Source organism: Streptomyces sp. M2CJ-2 (genome assembly GCF_016757295.1).
Classification (GTDB): domain Bacteria; phylum Actinomycetota; class Actinomycetes; order Streptomycetales; family Streptomycetaceae; genus Streptomyces.
Window position 1 is genome coordinate 23,183 of sequence record NZ_JAESIF010000040.1, and the last position, 16,336, is coordinate 39,518.

At 70.6% G+C, this 16,336-nt stretch carries 11 protein-coding genes and 1 pseudogene; 2 read left to right on the top strand and 10 right to left on the bottom strand.

Annotated elements, in window-relative coordinates:
* Nucleotides 1-17: 17 nt before the first annotated feature.
* Entirely contained in the window at nt 18-809 is a 792-nt protein-coding gene (locus JL475_RS25665) for an SAM-dependent methyltransferase (RefSeq protein WP_202280297.1), read from the bottom strand.
* Between the two features lie 424 nt (nt 810-1,233).
* Between JL475_RS25665 and JL475_RS25670 the strand changes: the two genes are divergently transcribed.
* Nucleotides 1,234-4,023 (top strand): glycosyl hydrolase, encoded by a 2,790-nt coding sequence (locus JL475_RS25670; RefSeq protein WP_202280298.1) that lies wholly within the window; start codon nt 1,234-1,236, stop codon nt 4,021-4,023.
* Between the two features lie 157 nt (nt 4,024-4,180).
* On the opposite strand, the gene JL475_RS25675 is transcribed toward JL475_RS25670, so the two are convergent.
* The 3 genes and pseudogenes from JL475_RS25675 to JL475_RS25685 all read right to left on the bottom strand — a co-directional run.
* Nucleotides 4,181-4,858, bottom strand: a complete 678-nt coding sequence (locus JL475_RS25675; protein ID WP_202280299.1) for an HAD-IA family hydrolase — start codon at nt 4,856-4,858, stop codon at nt 4,181-4,183.
* A 128-nt stretch (nt 4,859-4,986) separates the two neighbouring features.
* Entirely contained in the window at nt 4,987-6,417 is a 1,431-nt protein-coding gene (locus tag JL475_RS25680; RefSeq protein ID WP_202280330.1) for an amino acid permease, read from the bottom strand.
* A gap of 132 nt (nt 6,418-6,549) precedes the next feature.
* Nucleotides 6,550-6,916 (bottom strand): annotated as a pseudogene (locus JL475_RS25685) (universal stress protein); the annotation flags it as partial.
* A 228-nt stretch (nt 6,917-7,144) separates the two neighbouring features.
* Here JL475_RS25685 and JL475_RS25690 point away from each other — a divergent pair.
* Nucleotides 7,145-7,948, top strand: a complete 804-nt coding sequence (locus JL475_RS25690; RefSeq protein WP_202280300.1) for an N-formylglutamate amidohydrolase — start codon at nt 7,145-7,147, stop codon at nt 7,946-7,948.
* Between the two features lie 122 nt (nt 7,949-8,070).
* Here JL475_RS25690 and betT read toward each other — a convergent pair whose 3' ends face one another.
* From betT to JL475_RS25720, 6 genes are all read right to left on the bottom strand, one after another.
* A complete protein-coding gene (gene betT, locus JL475_RS25695) occupies nt 8,071-10,152 on the bottom strand; it encodes a choline BCCT transporter BetT (RefSeq protein WP_202280331.1) in 2,082 nt (693 codons plus the stop codon).
* 159 nt (nt 10,153-10,311) lie between these two features.
* A complete protein-coding gene (locus JL475_RS25700; protein ID WP_202280301.1) occupies nt 10,312-11,883 on the bottom strand; it encodes a GMC family oxidoreductase in 1,572 nt (523 codons plus the stop codon).
* Nucleotides 11,884-11,950: 67 nt separating this feature from the next.
* The gene (locus JL475_RS25705) at nt 11,951-13,417 is read right to left on the bottom strand and encodes an aldehyde dehydrogenase family protein (RefSeq protein WP_202280302.1); all 1,467 of its coding nucleotides are present in this window, start codon (nt 13,415-13,417) and stop codon (nt 11,951-11,953) included.
* 221 nt (nt 13,418-13,638) lie between these two features.
* Nucleotides 13,639-13,851: a hypothetical protein gene (locus JL475_RS25710; protein ID WP_202280303.1), complete on the bottom strand. Its 213-nt coding sequence runs from the start codon at nt 13,849-13,851 to the stop codon at nt 13,639-13,641.
* 442 nt (nt 13,852-14,293) lie between these two features.
* Nucleotides 14,294-15,310 carry an LLM class F420-dependent oxidoreductase gene (locus tag JL475_RS25715; RefSeq protein ID WP_202280304.1) on the bottom strand — a complete coding sequence of 339 codons (1,017 nt, stop codon included), beginning with the start codon at nt 15,308-15,310 and terminating at the stop codon, nt 14,294-14,296.
* Complete coding sequence (locus tag JL475_RS25720) at nt 15,307-16,092, bottom strand: ABC transporter ATP-binding protein (protein ID WP_202280305.1); 786 nt, start codon at nt 16,090-16,092, stop codon at nt 15,307-15,309. The genes JL475_RS25715 and JL475_RS25720 overlap by 4 nt, the downstream gene beginning before the upstream one ends.
* Nucleotides 16,093-16,336 lie beyond the last annotated feature (244 nt).

Sequence of the window (16,336 nt, forward strand, 5' to 3'; positions counted from 1 at the left end):
GCCGCAGTGAGCCGTGGCTACCGCTTGCGCGCCACGCCGCCGAAGTCGTCGACCTCGACGGTCGGCTCGCCGGACCGGCCGGGGCGCCACCGGGAGACGGAGACGACACCGGGATCCAGCAGCTCCAAGCCGTCGAAGAACCGGGTGAGTTCCTCCGGACTGCGGTTGATCCGGGGGTTGTCGCTCGCCGCGTTCCACTGCTCGATCATCTCGCGCATCTGCTGCGGGTCGAGCACCTCGGTGTCGTCGCAGAGCACGAGGTGGCTGCCGGAGGGCAGGGCGTCCATCAGGCGGCCGACGAGGTCGTAGGCGGTGTCGTCGGTGACGTGGGCGGTGACGCCCAGCAGTATCAGTGCGACCGGCTGCGTGAAGTCCAGTGTCCTGGCCGCCTGTTGCAGGATGTCCTCCGGGTCGCGCAGGTCGGCGTCGATGTAGGCCGTCGCGCCTTCGCGCGTGCTGGTGAGCAGCGCCGCGGCGTGGGCCAGGACGACCGGGTCGTGATCGACGTAGACGATCCGGGTCTCGGGGGCGAGCCGCTGGGCGACTTCGTGGGTGTTGTCCGCGGTGGGCAGGCCGGTGCCCACGTCCAGGAACTGGCGGATGCCGGCCTCACCGACGAGGTACTCCACCGCCCGGACGAGAAACGCCCGCTGCGCCACGGCGATGTCGAGGATCTCGGGGTTGGCGCTCGCGATCCGGTCCCCGACCTCCTCGTCGACCCCGTAGTGGTCCTTGCCGCCGAGCCAGTAGTTCCAGATCCGGGCGGAGTGCGGCACGCTGCTGTTGATGACCGGGCGTTCAAGTGACATGCAAACTCCCTGAGTCGGGCGGACGACACTCCAGAACATAGGCGCGTGGTCCATGGAGCACCCGGTGAATCGGATCTCCGATGGCCGGAAGTCGGGTTCCGCCCTGCCCGTCAGCGCGTCGAGGCCGCCGAACGGCATGGCCGGTCCCGGCCCGCGATGACACCTTCACACCCCCTGCACCACCCGCAGGGACACCGTCCCGGCTTCAGGGCGGTCCGTACGCGCGAGGGGCTCTCCAACGTCTGTCCGGAGGGAGCCCCCGGGAGGCGCTCACACCGTCAAGACGCGAAGGCACAACGGGGTTCACGTCCGGCGCCACCCACTCATTGTGTTCAACGTATTGACACGTGCATTACAGGGGCTTTACGTTCCGGCCACCTGAGAGCGCTCTCAGACTCCCCCCTGTCACAACGTGAGGTGCCCCATGCCATCCCCCCGCGCCCGCACCAGACCGGCAGTAGTGCTGCTGCTGGCCTCTGCCCTCGCCGTCGTCGGCCTGGGCCCGGCCGCCGCACCGGCGGCCGCCGCCACCGTCCCCGTGGGCTCCGGCAGTTACTCCGACACCCGGCCCCCCGGTACGTCGGGCCCCACCACCAACACGGGAACGCCGGTCACGCCCAAGGTGACCGCCACCGCCCGGAACCGGCCCGTGCCCACCAACGACTGGTGGTCCTCCCTCGCCTTCCAGCGCTACGGCGACAACCCGTACTCGACCCCCATGTACGGACACCCCCTCACCTACCAGGCCACGGCCGGCGGGCTCGACGTCGGCTACCCGACGACCCCCGCGATCGTCGGTGACGGCCGCCAGTACGAGTACGCCCACAAGCGCGACCTCACCATCGGGCTGACCGGCCTCAACTCCCCCGACACCAAGGCCGACGACTGGTCCGACTGGACGGTCACCCCCCACTGGTCCGACGGCACCCGCACCCTGCGCACCACCATCGGCCACGGCTCCCCGTTCGTGTACGCCAAGGGCTCCGGCGGCAACGCCCAGATCACCACCGCCGGCGCGCCCACCGTCTTCGCCGACCAGGGCAACGTCCTCGGCATCACCGTCGCCGGGCATCACTACGCCCTCTTCGCGCCGACCGGCAGCGACTGGAACGTCGCCGGTTCCACCGTCACCGCGGGTCTCGGTTCCAAGGACTACTTCTCCGTCGCCGTGCTGCCGTCCACCGGCGCGCTGGCGACCTTCAAGAAGTACGCCTACAGCTTCGTCACCGACTCCAAGGTCACCTGGAACTACACCGGAGGCACCGTCAGGGCCACCTACACGCTCACCACCGAGGCGAAGGAAGGCACCGAGCGCGGCACGCTCCAGGCCCTCTACCGCCACCAGTGGCTGAACACCACGGACCCCCTCACCTCCTACACCTACGTCTCACCGCGCGGCACCATGAAGGTCCGCGAGTCGGCCTCCTTCACCACGAGCCAGAAGGCAGCGGCGGTGCTGCCCGCACTGCCCAAGTCGAACGGCGTGGACGCCGCCCGACTGCGCGGGTACCTGAACGAGGTCGTGAACGCCTCCGACCCCTTCTCCGGCGCCACCGACACCTACTGGACCGGCAAGGCCCTCGGCCGCCTCGCCCAGCTCGTCCCGGTGGCCGACCAGATCGGCGAGACCGGCGTCCGCGACCGGCTGCTCGGCCTGATGAAGGGCAGGCTCCAGGACTGGTTCACGGCGGGAGGCGCGAACGAGTTCAGCTACGACAAGGACTGGAAGACGCTCACCGGCTACCCCGCCTCCTACGGCAGCGACACCGAGCTCAACGACCACCACTTCCACTACAGCTACTACGTCTACGCGGCGGCGATCGTCGCCCAGTACGACCAGGGCTGGGCCGCCGAATCCGCCTGGGGCGGCATGGTCAAGACCCTCGTACGGGACACCGCCAACCCCAGCCGCACCGACACCGCCTTCCCCTTCCTGCGCGGCTTCGACGTCTACGCGGGCCACAGCTGGGCCTCCGGGCACCAGGGCTTCGCCGCCGGCAACAACCAGGAGTCCTCCTCCGAGTCCACCAACCTCAGCGCGGCCCTCGTCCTGTGGGGCTCCGCCACCGGCGACACCTCGCTGCGTGACCTCGGCACCTTCCTGCTGACCACCGAGTCGGAGTCGATCGCCCAGTACTGGTTCGACGCCGACGAGCAGGTCTTCCCGTCCTCGTTCGGCCACGACACGGCCGGCATGGTGTGGGGCAGCGGCGCCGCCTACGCCACCTGGTGGACCGCCAACCCCGAGGAGATCCACGGCATCAACGTCCTGCCCGTGACCGGAGGTTCACTCCACCTCGGCGGCGAGAAGGCCGCGATCCGGCGCAACATCGCCGAGATGGAGCGGGAGAACGGCGGCCCGGCCGTCGAATGGCGCGACATCCTCTGGGAGTTCCAGTCCTTCGCCGACCCGGGTGCGGCCAAGGCGAAGTGGGACGCGGGCCACGCCGGCTACACCCCGGAGCAGGGCGAGTCGAAGGCGCACACCTACCACTGGATCAACACCCTCGACACCCTCGGTGCGCCCGACGCCACCGTGACCGGTGACATCCCCACCTCCGCCGTCTTCACCAAGGGTTCCACCCGCACCTACGCGGCCCACAACCACGGAGCCACGGCGCGCACCGTGACCTTCTCCGACGGCAAGACCCTCTCCGTACCGGCCCGTTCCACCGCGACCGGCACCGGAACCGGGTCCACGGACCCCGACCCCGACCCCGAGCCGGAGCCGCCGACCGGCAACACCTTCCAGCTGCGCAGCGGTGGCGCCCTGACCACGGCGACCGGCGGCACGGCGGGCAGCGACACCATCGCCTCCGCCGGCGGTGCCAACCGCGACGGCACCCCGTACCAGCCCCTCGTCTACGAGGTCCGCGGCGTCAACGGCACGCTCACCCCGGGCGCGCAGACCGCCTTCCGGCTCCAGGTGGACGCCGGCACCACGGTCGGCCTCGGTCAACAGGCGCGGATCAGCTACGACCTCACCGGCGACGGCAGCTTCGACCGGACCGAGACGTACCACTACTTCGCGACCGACCCGGTCGCCGGATGGGAGGAGTACACGCAGGCACGCGGTCTCAAGGCGTCCACGGGCACACCGGGCAACCTGAACGGCGGCACCGTACGCCTCGAGGTGTGGAGCGCCATCGGCCACGGCACCTCGAAGCTCCAGACGGGCACGGACAAGTCCGTGCTGGTGATCCCGTACGGCTGAACCCGCGAAAACCGGCGGCGGGCATCGGCATCCGGCCGGTGCCCGCCGCACCGGCACGGCCCGGGCGCTCACGGACACCGAGGCGGTGCCACCCCACTCGCGACTCTCCGCCGGCTGTGGCCGGCGTGCGGATCGGACGGGCGGAGGCAGTCGCAGGTCAGCCGTCGAGCTTCCGGTGGACCTCGTCGACGGTGGCGGCCAGGTCGCTCAGGTCGGGGCGGACGGCATGCGCGATCGAGGGGTCGTCGCTCGCGTGGAGACGGTTGATCCACACGCGGGTGATGTCGAGTTCGCCGGCCGGAACCATGTCGTGGAAGTAGCTCTGCGCCACATGCACCCAGCGGTCACGGGTGACGCCGAGGGACTTCTCGAAATACTCGAAGTGGTGGTGGGCCGGCTTGTAGGCGCCGGAGTCCTCGGCGGTGACGACCGCATCGAACCGGACCCGCAGGCGGCGCCGGGTCTCGGCGATGATGACGCGGTCGCAGTTGGTGAGCAGGGCGAGTTTCCAGCCGGACTCCCGCAGCTCGCGCAGGGCCTGCCGCGTCTCGGGGAAGACCGGCCAGAACGGGATGCCGGCCGTCAGGACGCGGGCGTCGTCCTCCAGCAGGTCGATCTTCGCCTCGACGGCCGTGCGCTTCAGGGCCTCCGCCAGGACGTCGCCATAGCGCATGGAAGGGTGCTCGCGCTGCACCTGCGGCTCGTGGCGGTTGTAGACGTCCAGCAGCTCCCAGCCCCTACCGGGAGCGACCAGTTCGATGCCGGTGGCGATGCCGTGGCGCCAGTCCACGAGGGTGCCGAAACAGTCGAAGGTGGCCCAACGCTTCTCGCTCATCGATCTTCCTCCGGGTCTCGGAAGGAGCCGGGACGGCGCCCGCGGCATGACCGCAGGCCATCGGCACCGACCTCCACCTGCGCGCCTCGATGATCTGGCCCGAAGACCTCATCCGGGCCGCCCGTCGCTCACGGCTCGACACCGCCCTGGCGCTTGGCCAGCTCCGAGCGCTTGTACGAGTACGAGAAGTAGATCCCGCACCCGATCAGGAACCAGACGACGAACCGCACCCAGGTCTGCCACTGCAGGAACGTGATCAGCCAGATGGAGAAGACCACACCCAGCGCCGGCACGAACGGCATCCACGGGGTACGGAAGGCGCGCGGCAGGTCCGGCTGCCGGTAGCGGAGCACGATCACCGCCGTGCACACCACCACGAACGCCAGCAGGATGCCGATGTTGGTCAGTTCGGCCGCCTCCTGGATCGGCAGGAAGCCGGCGATGGCGGCCGAGGCCACCCCGACGATCCACGTCACGCGCGTCGGCACGTGCCGCGTGGGGTGCGTCTTCGCGAACCACTTGGGCAGCAGCCCGTCCCGGGACATGGAGAACCACACCCGGGTCACACCCAGCATGAACGTGAACATCACCGTGAGGATGCCGATGATCGCGCCCACCGCGATCACGTCCGCCAGCCGGTCCAGCCCCACCGACTGGAAGGCGGTCGAGAAGCCGCTCTCCTTGTCGATGTCCTTGTAGTTCTGCATGCCGGTCAGCACCAGACAGGCCGCCGCGTACAGCACCATCGCGATCGCCAGCGAGTAGATGATCGCCTTCGGCATGTGCCGCCGCGCGTCCTTGGACTCCTCGGCCGCCGTCGACATCGCGTCGTAGCCGAAGACAGCGAAGAACACGGTCGCCGCACCGGTGAACGCCCCGCTGATCCCGTAGGGGAAGAACGGGTGGTAGTTGGCGGTGTTGATGTGGAAGACGCCGACCGCGATCACCACCAGCACGACCAGCACCTTCAGCGTCACCACGGTCGTCTCGAAGCGGGCCGCGTTGCGGATGCCGAGGGTCAGCAGCCAGGCGATGAGCAGGCACAGGAGCGCCGCGAACAGGTCCACCTTGTGCCCGGAACCGGTGCCGGGCGCGCCCAGCATCCAGGCGGGCAGCTGCGCGCCCATGTCCTCGACCAGGAAGCTGAAGTAGCCGGAGATGCCGATCGCGACCACCGCCACGATCGCCGTGTACTCCAGCAGCAGGTCCCAGCCGATGAACCAGCCGGCGAACTCGCCGAGCACCGCGTAGCCGTAGGTGTAGGCCGAGCCCGCCTTCGGGATCAGGCCCGCGAACTCGGCGTACGACAGGGCCGCCGCCGCGCTGGCCACACCCGCGATGAGGAAGGACACCAGCACCGCGGGCCCCGCCGTGCCGTTGGCCACCGTGCCGGCGAGGGTGAAGATGCCCGCGCCGATGATGCCGCCCACGCCGATCGCGGTCAGCTGCCCCAGCCCCAGCGTCCGCTCCAGCCGGGGCCCCTCGACGGTTTCCGTCTCCTCGATGTGTTCGATGGGCTTACGGCGCAGAATGCCCTCGCCCGCCCGGAGCCCGGCCATGTGCCTCACCTCTTCGCCTACGGCAACGGCTGACGGCGGATCATGCCCGCTCGGCGCCGCCGGGTCGGGGGAGGCCGCCGTGCACGCGGCCGGACCGCGGCGAGGCGGCAGTCGGTCCGGCCCACCGGCCCACGGCACCACCGTCACCTGCCATCGTCCACTTCGGCCAGGTGGACCGCGACCGAACCGACGTCCGAGGGCCGGTCCACTCGGAGGGGCCCACCACCACCGCGTCCGCCTTCAGCTCGTCGACGGCCCTGACCAGGCCGCTGTACGGGTCACCGCGGAACGTGTGGAACCGTCGGCAGACCCCGGGCGTCCCCTTCAGCCGTTCGGCTGCCTCCCGGAGCCGCCGGATGAGGCCGACGGCATGCGCGGCGGCCCGTGTCGAGGAGTCGGAGCCGTCCACCCCGAGGACGACGGCCTTCGGTCCGTCCGTTCTCGCCTTCGCGCCGTTCGCCGGTGGATGCGAGCCGGGCGACCGGTCCTCGGTCGTCATGACGGTCCGCCGACCGGGCCCGACCCTCCATGGAGGAAATCACCGCACTCCCTCAACTGAGGGATTGACGACGCTTTCCCGTCAATGATTAGATGTTCACGCTTCCGGCGGTGGCTGGGGGGACGCCGTCGGAAGCAGCAGTCCCCCTGTCCCCGCACAAGGGCGGGAAGCGTGCTTGCTTCCCGACGTACGACCCATACGGATCCGACGCAAGGAGCACCATCCGCGATGCGCGACACCTCACCGTCCTTCCAGTTGCTGCCCGGCTCCCCCGACTCCCCCGTGATCCTGCACGTCCCGCACTCCTCGCGGGTCGTGCCGGCGGATGTGCGGAGCGGGATCACGCTCGACGACGCCGCCCTGGAGCGGGAGTTGGACCACATGACCGACTCGCACACGGCGGAGATCGCGGCACTGGCCGCCGCCCGGGTGCCCTCCGGTACGCCCTGGCGGTTCGTGAACCGGCTCTCCCGTCTGGTCGTCGACCCCGAGCGGTTCCCGGACGAGCGGGAGGAGATGCTGGCCGTCGGCATGGGAGCGGTGTACACGGGGACGTCGCACCGGGGTGAGCTGCGGCCGGGCGACCACGACGGACGTCCGCTCGTCGAGCGGTACTTCCACCCGTACGCCGAGGCCATGACCGACGCGGTCGCCGAGCGGCTGGACGCGGTGGGGCGGGCGGTCGTCATCGACGTGCACTCGTACCCGACCGAGCCCCTGCCGTACGAACTCCACGGCACCGGCCCCCGCCCGCCCGTCTGCCTGGGCACGAACCCCTTCCACACCCCGGCCGGTCTGCTCGCCCGCGCGGAGAAGGCGTTCGCGGGCTTCGGCGGCACGGGGATCGACAGCCCCTTCGCGGGGACCTACGTACCGCTCGCGTACTACGGGAAGGACCCGCGGGTGAGCGCGCTGATGATCGAGATCCGCAGGGACCTGTACATGGCCGAGCCGGGCGGCCCGGCGGGGCCGGGACTCGACGTGCTGGCGGAGGCGCTGGCGGAGCTGGTCCGGTCGGCCCACTCGGAGTAGGTGTCCCGGGCCACCGCTCGTTCGCACCTCGATGCACGCCCCTTGCCGCACGCACCTGGACGCACCGGCTCGCCGCCCTGCCGCCACCCCTGCGTGCGGCCCGCACGGGGCCTGCGCGGGGCCTACTCCTCCGGCAGGTGGGCGTCCGGTGCGTCCAGGCGGTGGCTGGGGAAGCTCGAGCGGGTGGCCGCCTCGTGACGCATCCGCAGGAACTCCAGGTGCCGCTCGTACTGGTCGAGGCCGTCGGCGATGAGCTGTTCCTTGGTGTACCCCATCACGTCGTAGTCCTGGTTGCCCTCGGCGAGCCGGACCTCGAAACGTACGTAGGTGTCGTGCGTGCTGACCGACCGGGTGGCGAACGCGGGGGTCGGCAGCACGACGGGCCGGACCTCGTAGAGGAATGCGTCGCCGGGGCCGATCGGTACCCGCAGGCCGACGTGGGGAAGGCCGTTCTCCTCGTCGACGCCTTCCAGGACCTCCGCCTCCGCTCCCTGCTCCCGCAGCTCCTGGGCGACCTCCTGGAAGGCGGGGCGGCACACGTGGTCGACGAATCTCACGGCCGCCCGCCTGCCGGGGAACGCCATCGTCCGCGCCAGCCGGTGCCGCCAGGTCGGCGCCCCCGACAGACCCTGCTGCACCGTACGGCCGGAGAGCCTCCCGGGCAGTGTGGTGATCCTCGCCTCCGCCCGCATCCGCTCGGTGCGCAACGCCAGATAGAGCCCGGCCATGATCAGGAACATGACGAAGGAGAAGGGCAGCCCCATGATGATGGTGGCGTTGGTGAGCGCCTGCACACCGCCCACGATGAGCATGGCGAGGGTGAGCAGTCCTGTCGCCACCGCCCAGAAGATGCGCAGCCACGAGGGCGCGTCGGTCACCGGGGTGGGCAGTTCGGCGCTGAGGTTGCCCATGACCAGGGCCCCGGAGTCCGCGGAGGTGACGTACAGCAGCAGTCCGACGAACGTCGCGAGTCCGGCGCTGAACAGGAACCCCGGATACTCCGCCAGCAGGTTGTAGAAGCCCTGCTCGGGGACGTTCATGGCCGTTTCGCCGAACGCGGTGTTCCCGTCGCGCACCAGGAACAGGGCGCTGTTGCCGAAGATCGACAGGAAGAGGCCGGTGAAGAGGAACGGGATGACCAGCGTCGCCGCGACGAACTCGCGCAGGGTGCGGCCGCGGGAGATGCGGGCCAGGAAGAGCCCGACGAACGGCGCCCAGGCGATCCACCAGGCCCAGAAGAAGAGCGTCCACGCGTCCAGCCACTCGACGGGCTGGTCGTAGGCGAAGGTGTTCAGGGTCATCGACGGGAAACGGCTGACGTAGTCCCCGACGTTCTGGACCAGGGCGTTGAGCAGCCTGAACGGTTCACCCACGATCAGGATGTAGAGCATCAGCAGGGCGGCGAGGAAGACGTTGAGCTGCGACAGCCGTCGGATGCCCTTGTCCACGCCGGACGCCGCGGACGCGGTGGCCATCGCCACCGCGACGACGATCAGGGCGATCTGCGCGGAAAGCCCCTCCGGAACGCCGAAGAGGACTTTCAGTCCGTAGTTCAGCTGCACCACGCCGATGCCGAGCGTCACGCCGATGCCGAACACGGTGCCGATGACGGCCGCCAGGTCGACGGTGTCGCCGATCCGCCCGTGGATCCGGCGGCCGATGATCGGGTAGAGCGCGGAGCGGATCGCGAGCGGCAGCCGGTACCGGAAGGAGAAGTAGGCGAGCGCCATGCCCATCAGCGCGTACATGCCCCAGCCGGTGATGCCGTAGTGGAACAGGGTCCACACCACGGCCTGCCGGGCGGCCTCGAGCGTCTCGGGGTCGCCCTGCGGGGGCGCGAGGTAGTGGCTGACGGGTCCGGAGACCGAGAAGAACATCAGGTCGATGCCGATGCCCGCCGCGAACAGCATCGACCCCCAGGTGAAGAGGCCGTAGTCGGGTTTGGAGTGCTTGGGGCCCAGCTTGACCGTGCCGTACTTGGACAAGGCGAGGAAGACGACGAACAGCAGGTACAGGCTCGCGGCGAGGAAGTAGTACCAGCCGAACCAGCGGGAGATCTTGCCGACCACCACTCCGATGACCGTTTCCGCACCGGAGGGGCTGATGATCGCCCAGATCGAGATCGCGAGGATGAGGACGGCCGACCCGAAGAAGACCACGGGTTTGAGCCGGACCGTGCCCATCGGCACCTCTTCCGCCGCCATCTCCTCCGGCACGGCTCCGGTGCCCTTGTCTCCGTCGGTCGACACGGTCGGGTTCCTCCTTCGCTCAGGACGAGGACAGGGACGAGGACGCAGGCTCTCGGCGGCCGACCGTGTTGGCCTGCGGGCATCTGTGCGCGGGAGCGGGACGGCGCGGACCGGTCACCGTGCCGTCTCCTCGCCGGTGGGCCCGGGTCCGCCGGTGAGCAGGTCGGCGGCGCGTTCGGCGGCGAGCAGGACGGTCACCATGGGGTTGATGGTGGGCATCGTCGGAAACACCGACGCGTCGACGATGCGCACGCCCTCGACGCCGCGCAGTCTCAACTCCGGGTCGCAGACCGCCATCGGGTCGTCCGCCGCGCCCATGCGGCAGGTGCCCGCCGGGTGGTAGACGGTGTGGGCCGCGCGGCGCCCGTACTCCGACAGGTCGGCGTCGGAGGTGACGTCCGGGCCGGGCGCGACCTCGCGGACGAGCCAGCCGCTCAGGGGATCGGTCGCGGCGACCTCCCGGGCCACCTTGAGCCCCTCGACGATGGTGCGCTCGTCGTGGCCGTCGGGGTCGGTGAAGTAGCGGAAGTCCAGGGCGGGATGCTCGGCCGGGTCGGAACTGCGCAGCCACATGCGGCCGACGGAGCGGGCCCGGGGCACGTTCGGCGTCATGCACACCCCGTGCTCCGGGACCGGGTAGCCCAGACGTTCGGTGTTGACGGTGAACGGCACCTGGTAGAAGTGGAACATCAGGTCCGGCCGCGGCTGCCCCTTCTCGAGGCGCAGGAACAGGCCGGCGTCGGAGTCCATCGCGGAGTTGGGCGGCAGCGGGTCCTTGGTCTCCCAGACCATCACGGACTCGGGGTGGTCCAGCAGGTTCTCCCCCACGCCGGGCAGGTCGACCTGTACGTCGATGCCCAGGCGGCGCAGGTCGTCGGCCGGGCCGACGCCGGACAGCATCAGCAGGCGCGGGGTGTCGATGGCTCCGGCGCACAGCAGGAGTTCGCGTTCGGCGCGCACGGTGGCGGGTTCGCCGTCGGCGCCGCGGACGGCGACGCGGGTCAGCCTCCCCGACTCGTCGGTGAGCAGCCGGTGGGCCCAGGTCTCCAGGAGGAGGGTGAGGTTGGGGCGGTCCATGACGGGGTGGAGGTAGGCGACGGACGTGGAGGAACGCAGGTTGCCCTCGGGCTCGTAGGCCAGGGAGAAGAAGCCGGTGCCGTCGGCGAAGGGCTCGGCGTTGAAGTCGTCGATGACGGGGACGCCGGTGGCGCGGGAGGCGGCGGTGACGAAGTCCTTGGCGATGGGATTGCGGTCGGCCTCGGCCACCGGGACGATCTTGGTGAGCAGCCGGTCGCGGTAGGGGAGGATCGTCGCCGGGTCCCAGCCGGTGCAGCCGTGGGCCACCCAGTCGTCGAGGTCCTGCGGCAGCGGCAGGAAGCTGATCAGCGTGTTGTGGGAGGAGCAGCCGCCGAGTACACGGGCCCGTGAATGCAGGATGTGCGAGTTGCCGCGCGGCTGTTCGACGGTGGTGTAGCCGTAGTCGAACTCCGTGCCGAGCAGGTTGATCCAGTTGCGCAGACGCAGGATGCGCTCGTCACCGACGTCGCTGGGGCCGCCCTCGATGACGCAGACACGGCAGTCGGGGTCCTCGCTCAGGCGGGCGGCGAGCACACAGCCGGCGGTGCCGCCGCCGACGATGACGTAGTCGTAGGAGGACTCGGCGCCGTGCGGGGTGGTGGAGGCCATGGTGTGCCTTTCTTCGGTGGCCGTCGGGAGGGGCGGGTGGTGTGCCGCGTCGTACTGCTGCGCCGGGTCAGCCCTTGAACCAGCCGGAGGGTGCCGGGGCGAGGTTCTGGTAGATGTGCTTGGCCTCCTGGTATTCGCGCAGGCCCGTGGGGCCCAGCTCGCGCCCGACGCCGGAGCGGCCGAAGCCGCCCCATTCGGCCTGCGGTACGTAGGGGTGGAAGTCGTTGATCCACACGGTGCCGTGCCGCAGCCGCTGGGCGACGCGCTGGGCGCGGCTCGCGTCGGAGGTCCACACACCGCCGGCCAGGCCGTAGCGGGTGTCGTTGGCCAGTTCCACCGCCTCGTCCTCGGTGTGGAAACGCTCGACGGTGACGACCGGCCCGAAGACCTCTTCCTGCACGATGCGCATGGACTTGTCGCAGTCGGCGAAGACCGTCGGCAGCAGGAAGAAGCCGCGGCTCAGCGCCGGGTCGTCGGGGCGGGTGCCGCCGGTGACGAGCCGGGCGCCCTCCTCCCGGGCGACGGCGATGTGGCGTTCGACCTTGTCACGGTGCTCGGCGGAGCTGAGCGGGCCGCTCTCCGTGCCCTCCTCCATGCCGTTGCCCAGGCGGATCGCCTGGGCGCGCCGGGCGAGGGAGTCGACGAACCGGTCGTACAGGGAATCCTGGACCAGCAGGCGTGAACCGGCGGAGCAGACCTGCCCGGCGTGCAGGAAGGCGGCGTCCAGCGCGTAGTCCACGGCGGCGGCGAAGTCGGCGTCCTCGAAGACGATGTTGGGGTTCTTGCCGCCCAGTTCCAGGGCGACGGTCTTCGGCCCCTCGGCGGCGGCGGCCATGATGGTGCGGCCGGTGGCCAGGCCTCCGGTGAAGGACACCAGGTCGACCTCGGGGTGTCCGGTCAGAGCCGCGCCGACGGTCGCCCCGGAGCCGAGCACCAGGTTGGCGACGCCGGGCGGGGCGCCGGCCTCCTCGATCAGCCGGATCATGGCGATCGTGGTGAGCGGTGTGGTCTCGCTGGGTTTGAGGACGAAGGTGTTGCCGGCGGCCAGCGCCGGCGCCACCTTCCACGAGGCCTGCAGCAGCGGGTAGTTCCAGGGGGCGATGAGCGCGCACACCCCGACCGGCTGGTAGACGACGCGGCTGAGGACGTCCGGGCCGACGTCCACGACGCGGCCGCCGTCCTTGCCCGCGAGTTCCGCGAAGTAGCGGAAGGCGTTCGCCACGTCCTCCACGTCGAAGCGGGACTCGGTCAGCGTCTTGCCGGTGTCGAGGGTCTCGGTGTGGGCGATCTCGTCCCTGTCGCGCAGCAGCAGGTCGTGGACGCGCAGCAGCAGGTCGGCGCGCCGGCGGGTGGGGGCGTTCGCCCAGTCCCCCTCGTCGAAGGCACGCCGGGCGGCGTGCACCGCACGGTCCACGTCGGTGGCGTCCGCCTCGTCGACGGTCTTGACGACGGAGGCGTCGTACGGGTTGACCACCTCCCGCCGCCCGCCGGCCGCCGCCTTCGTCCACTCGCCGTCGATGTACAGCTCGCCCACCGCGGGGCCTCCTTCGCGTCCGGCCGGTACCGATCGGTTGCCGGTCGGCAACACGGTCATCGTGCGGTCGGCGGCCACGGGGCGCACGGTCACCGTCGCGACCGGGTGGTCCGGGTACCCCGGGCGGGCTAACGACCGGCCGGGGCACCCGGACGAACCGGCCGGGAGGTGTATGCGGAGGTGACGCACGAGGCGTTGTCCCGGCAGCGGGCACCCCTGCGTCAGGAGGTGGAGGCTCGGACGGAACGGTTGCGGGAGCGGGCCGAGCTGGAGCGGTGGGCCGGGGCCGGGAGCGGTCCGGTCGCGGCGTGGGCCACCTCCTCACCGGTGGACGGCTCGCCGTCGCCCAGCGGTGGCTGCCGGCACTGGAGGAGGCCGGGCAGGCATCCGCTCCCGCACGTGCGTCGGTCGACGCGTCGCAGCGTTCGCATCATGCGGTTCAGGACAGCGACCACAGGCCCCCCTGCTCAGACCTCCCGTCACGCCACAGGCGAGCGGGCCCATGGCGGGGGCCACTGCGCCTGCTGCGGCGGGCGGACCAGCACCTCGGGCGCTGGTGTACGCACTGACCGCACGAGACGGCTGTGCTGCGTCCACAGCCGGCGCTGCGAACTCCGTGGTCCTGATCGCGGCTCAGGAGCAGGGCAACGCCTCCCGGCGTCCGGACCGGCTGATACCCGTTTCCTTCATCACGAGAACAGCAGGATGTCCGGCCGCTCCCGGAGCGTACTCATGCACTACAAAGGCGGACGGGACCCGGATCAACCGGGAAGTACACGAAGCGCTCCGGAACCGTTCCGGGGGTATCAGCGCATCGTTCTTGCGGAATCGGTGCTCTTCGAGAAGTACGTGCAGGGCCTTGACGCTTGATCCCACTCAGCTCGGCCCATCGAAGGCGGACCTGGCTGAAACGCTGAGAGCGCTACGGGGTACCCCGATTTCCACGTCCTCCAGCTGCGGGAGCACCTCACTCGCGATGAGCTCCAGGTGGTCGAGGTCAGTGAAGTCGGTCAGTCGCAGATGGAGCCGGCTCGCGCCGATCCCGGCGAACTCGCCGAGCCGCTCGACGAGCTGGGCCGGGGATCCGACCACCGGATCCTCCGGCGGCAGCGCGCTCTTGACGTGCAGCGGGGCGGCCCGCCGCCGCGCCGCCGCGTCGGTACGGCCGATCGCGACCACGACACCGGCCGAGAGCACCAGCGGTGGCCGGCCGGCGTCGGCCCGACCGGTCCGGTCGCACGCCTCGGCCACCCGCTGGTACGCCTGCGCCGTCTCTGCCACCGACTTGAAGGGCATGTTGAACTCGTCGGCGTACCGGGCGGCCAGCGCCGGGGTGCGCTTGGCGCCGCGGCCCCCGACGATGATCGGCGGCCCCGGCACCTGCACCGGTTTCGGCAGGGCGGGCGCGTCGACCAGCCGGTAGTGGTCGCCGCGGTAGCTGAAACTCTCGCCGGCCGGTGTCCGCCACAGGCCAGTGATCACCGCCAGCTGCTCCTCCAGCCGGTCGAAGCGCTCCCCGACGGCCGGGAACGGAATGCCGTACGAGGTGTGCTCCCGTTCGTACCAGCCGGCGCCGATGCCCAGCTCCACCCGCCCGCCGCTCATCCGGTCGACCTGTGCCACCATCACGGCCAGCGGGCCGGGCAGCCGGAAGGTGGCCGAGGTGACCAGGGTGCCCAGCCGGATCCGGGAGGTCTCCCGGGCGAGCGCACCCAGTGTCAGCCACGCGTCGGTGGGGCCGGGCAGCCCGGGCTCGGCGCCCATCGCCTGATAGTGGTCGGCCCGGAAGAAACCCTCGAACCCGCCGTCCTCGACGAGTCGTACGAAGCGCAGCTGATCGTCGTAGTCGGCGCCGCGGTGCGGCTCGGTGAAGACGCAGATCCGCACGGTCATCGCCCTTCCACTCCGGCCGGCGCCGACATGTCCCGTTCCATCAGCAGTTCGTGCAGTTCGGCGCTGCACCGGGCCACTTCGCCGAGATGCGCGGTACGGCCCAGCGTCCTCGGCCGGGGGATGTCGATGTCGACCACCCTGCGGATCCGGCCCGGACGCGGGCTGAGCACCACCACACGGTCGGCGAGCAGCACGGCCTCGTCTATCGAGTGGGTGACAAAGACGACGGTGGCGGAGTTCTCCATGTGGACCCTCTGCAGCTCCGCCGCGAGTTCCGCGCGGGTGAGCGCGTCGAGCGCGGAGAACGGCTCGTCCATGAGCAGCACGCGGGGCTCGCCGATCAGCGACCGGCACAGCGAGACACGCTGCTGCATACCGCCGGAGAGCTCGTGCGGCCGGTGCTCCTCGAAGCCGCCCAGGCCGGCCGTCTCCAGCAGCCGGTGCGCCCGGACTCGGTGCTCGGCCTTGCGCCAGCCGAAGATCTCCACGGGCAGCAGGACGTTGTCGAGAACGGACCGCCAGGGCAGCAGGGCCGGCCGCTGGAACAGCATGGCGACGTCCCGCCGGGCTCCGGTGACTCGTTCACCGCCGATGGTGATCTCACCCTCGGAGACCGGCAGCAGTCCGGCGATCAGCCGGAGCAGTGTGGACTTGCCGCACCCGGACCGGCCCACCACCGCCACGAACTCGCCCTCGGCGATGTGGAGGTCGACGCCCTGGAGCGCCACCGTAGAACCGGACCGGCCGGTGAAGGTCCGGGATGCACCGGTGAGTCTGATCATCCGGCGGTCTCCCCCATCCACTGGCGACGAACAATGCCGGCCGGTTCGTAACCCCCGGTCAGGTTAGCCGGACCAGGCGGCCCAGCGGTACCTGTCGTCCTGTCAGCATTTTCTTCGCACCTGGTGTCACACAGGCGGGGTTCTCGTACGCTGTCACTCGCGCGAAGTGTCATGTACCCCGGCGGTTCCGTTACGCCGTTCTGTCTCGACGATCCCCTCCGCCGGCGCAGGTCAGCGGTCGGAA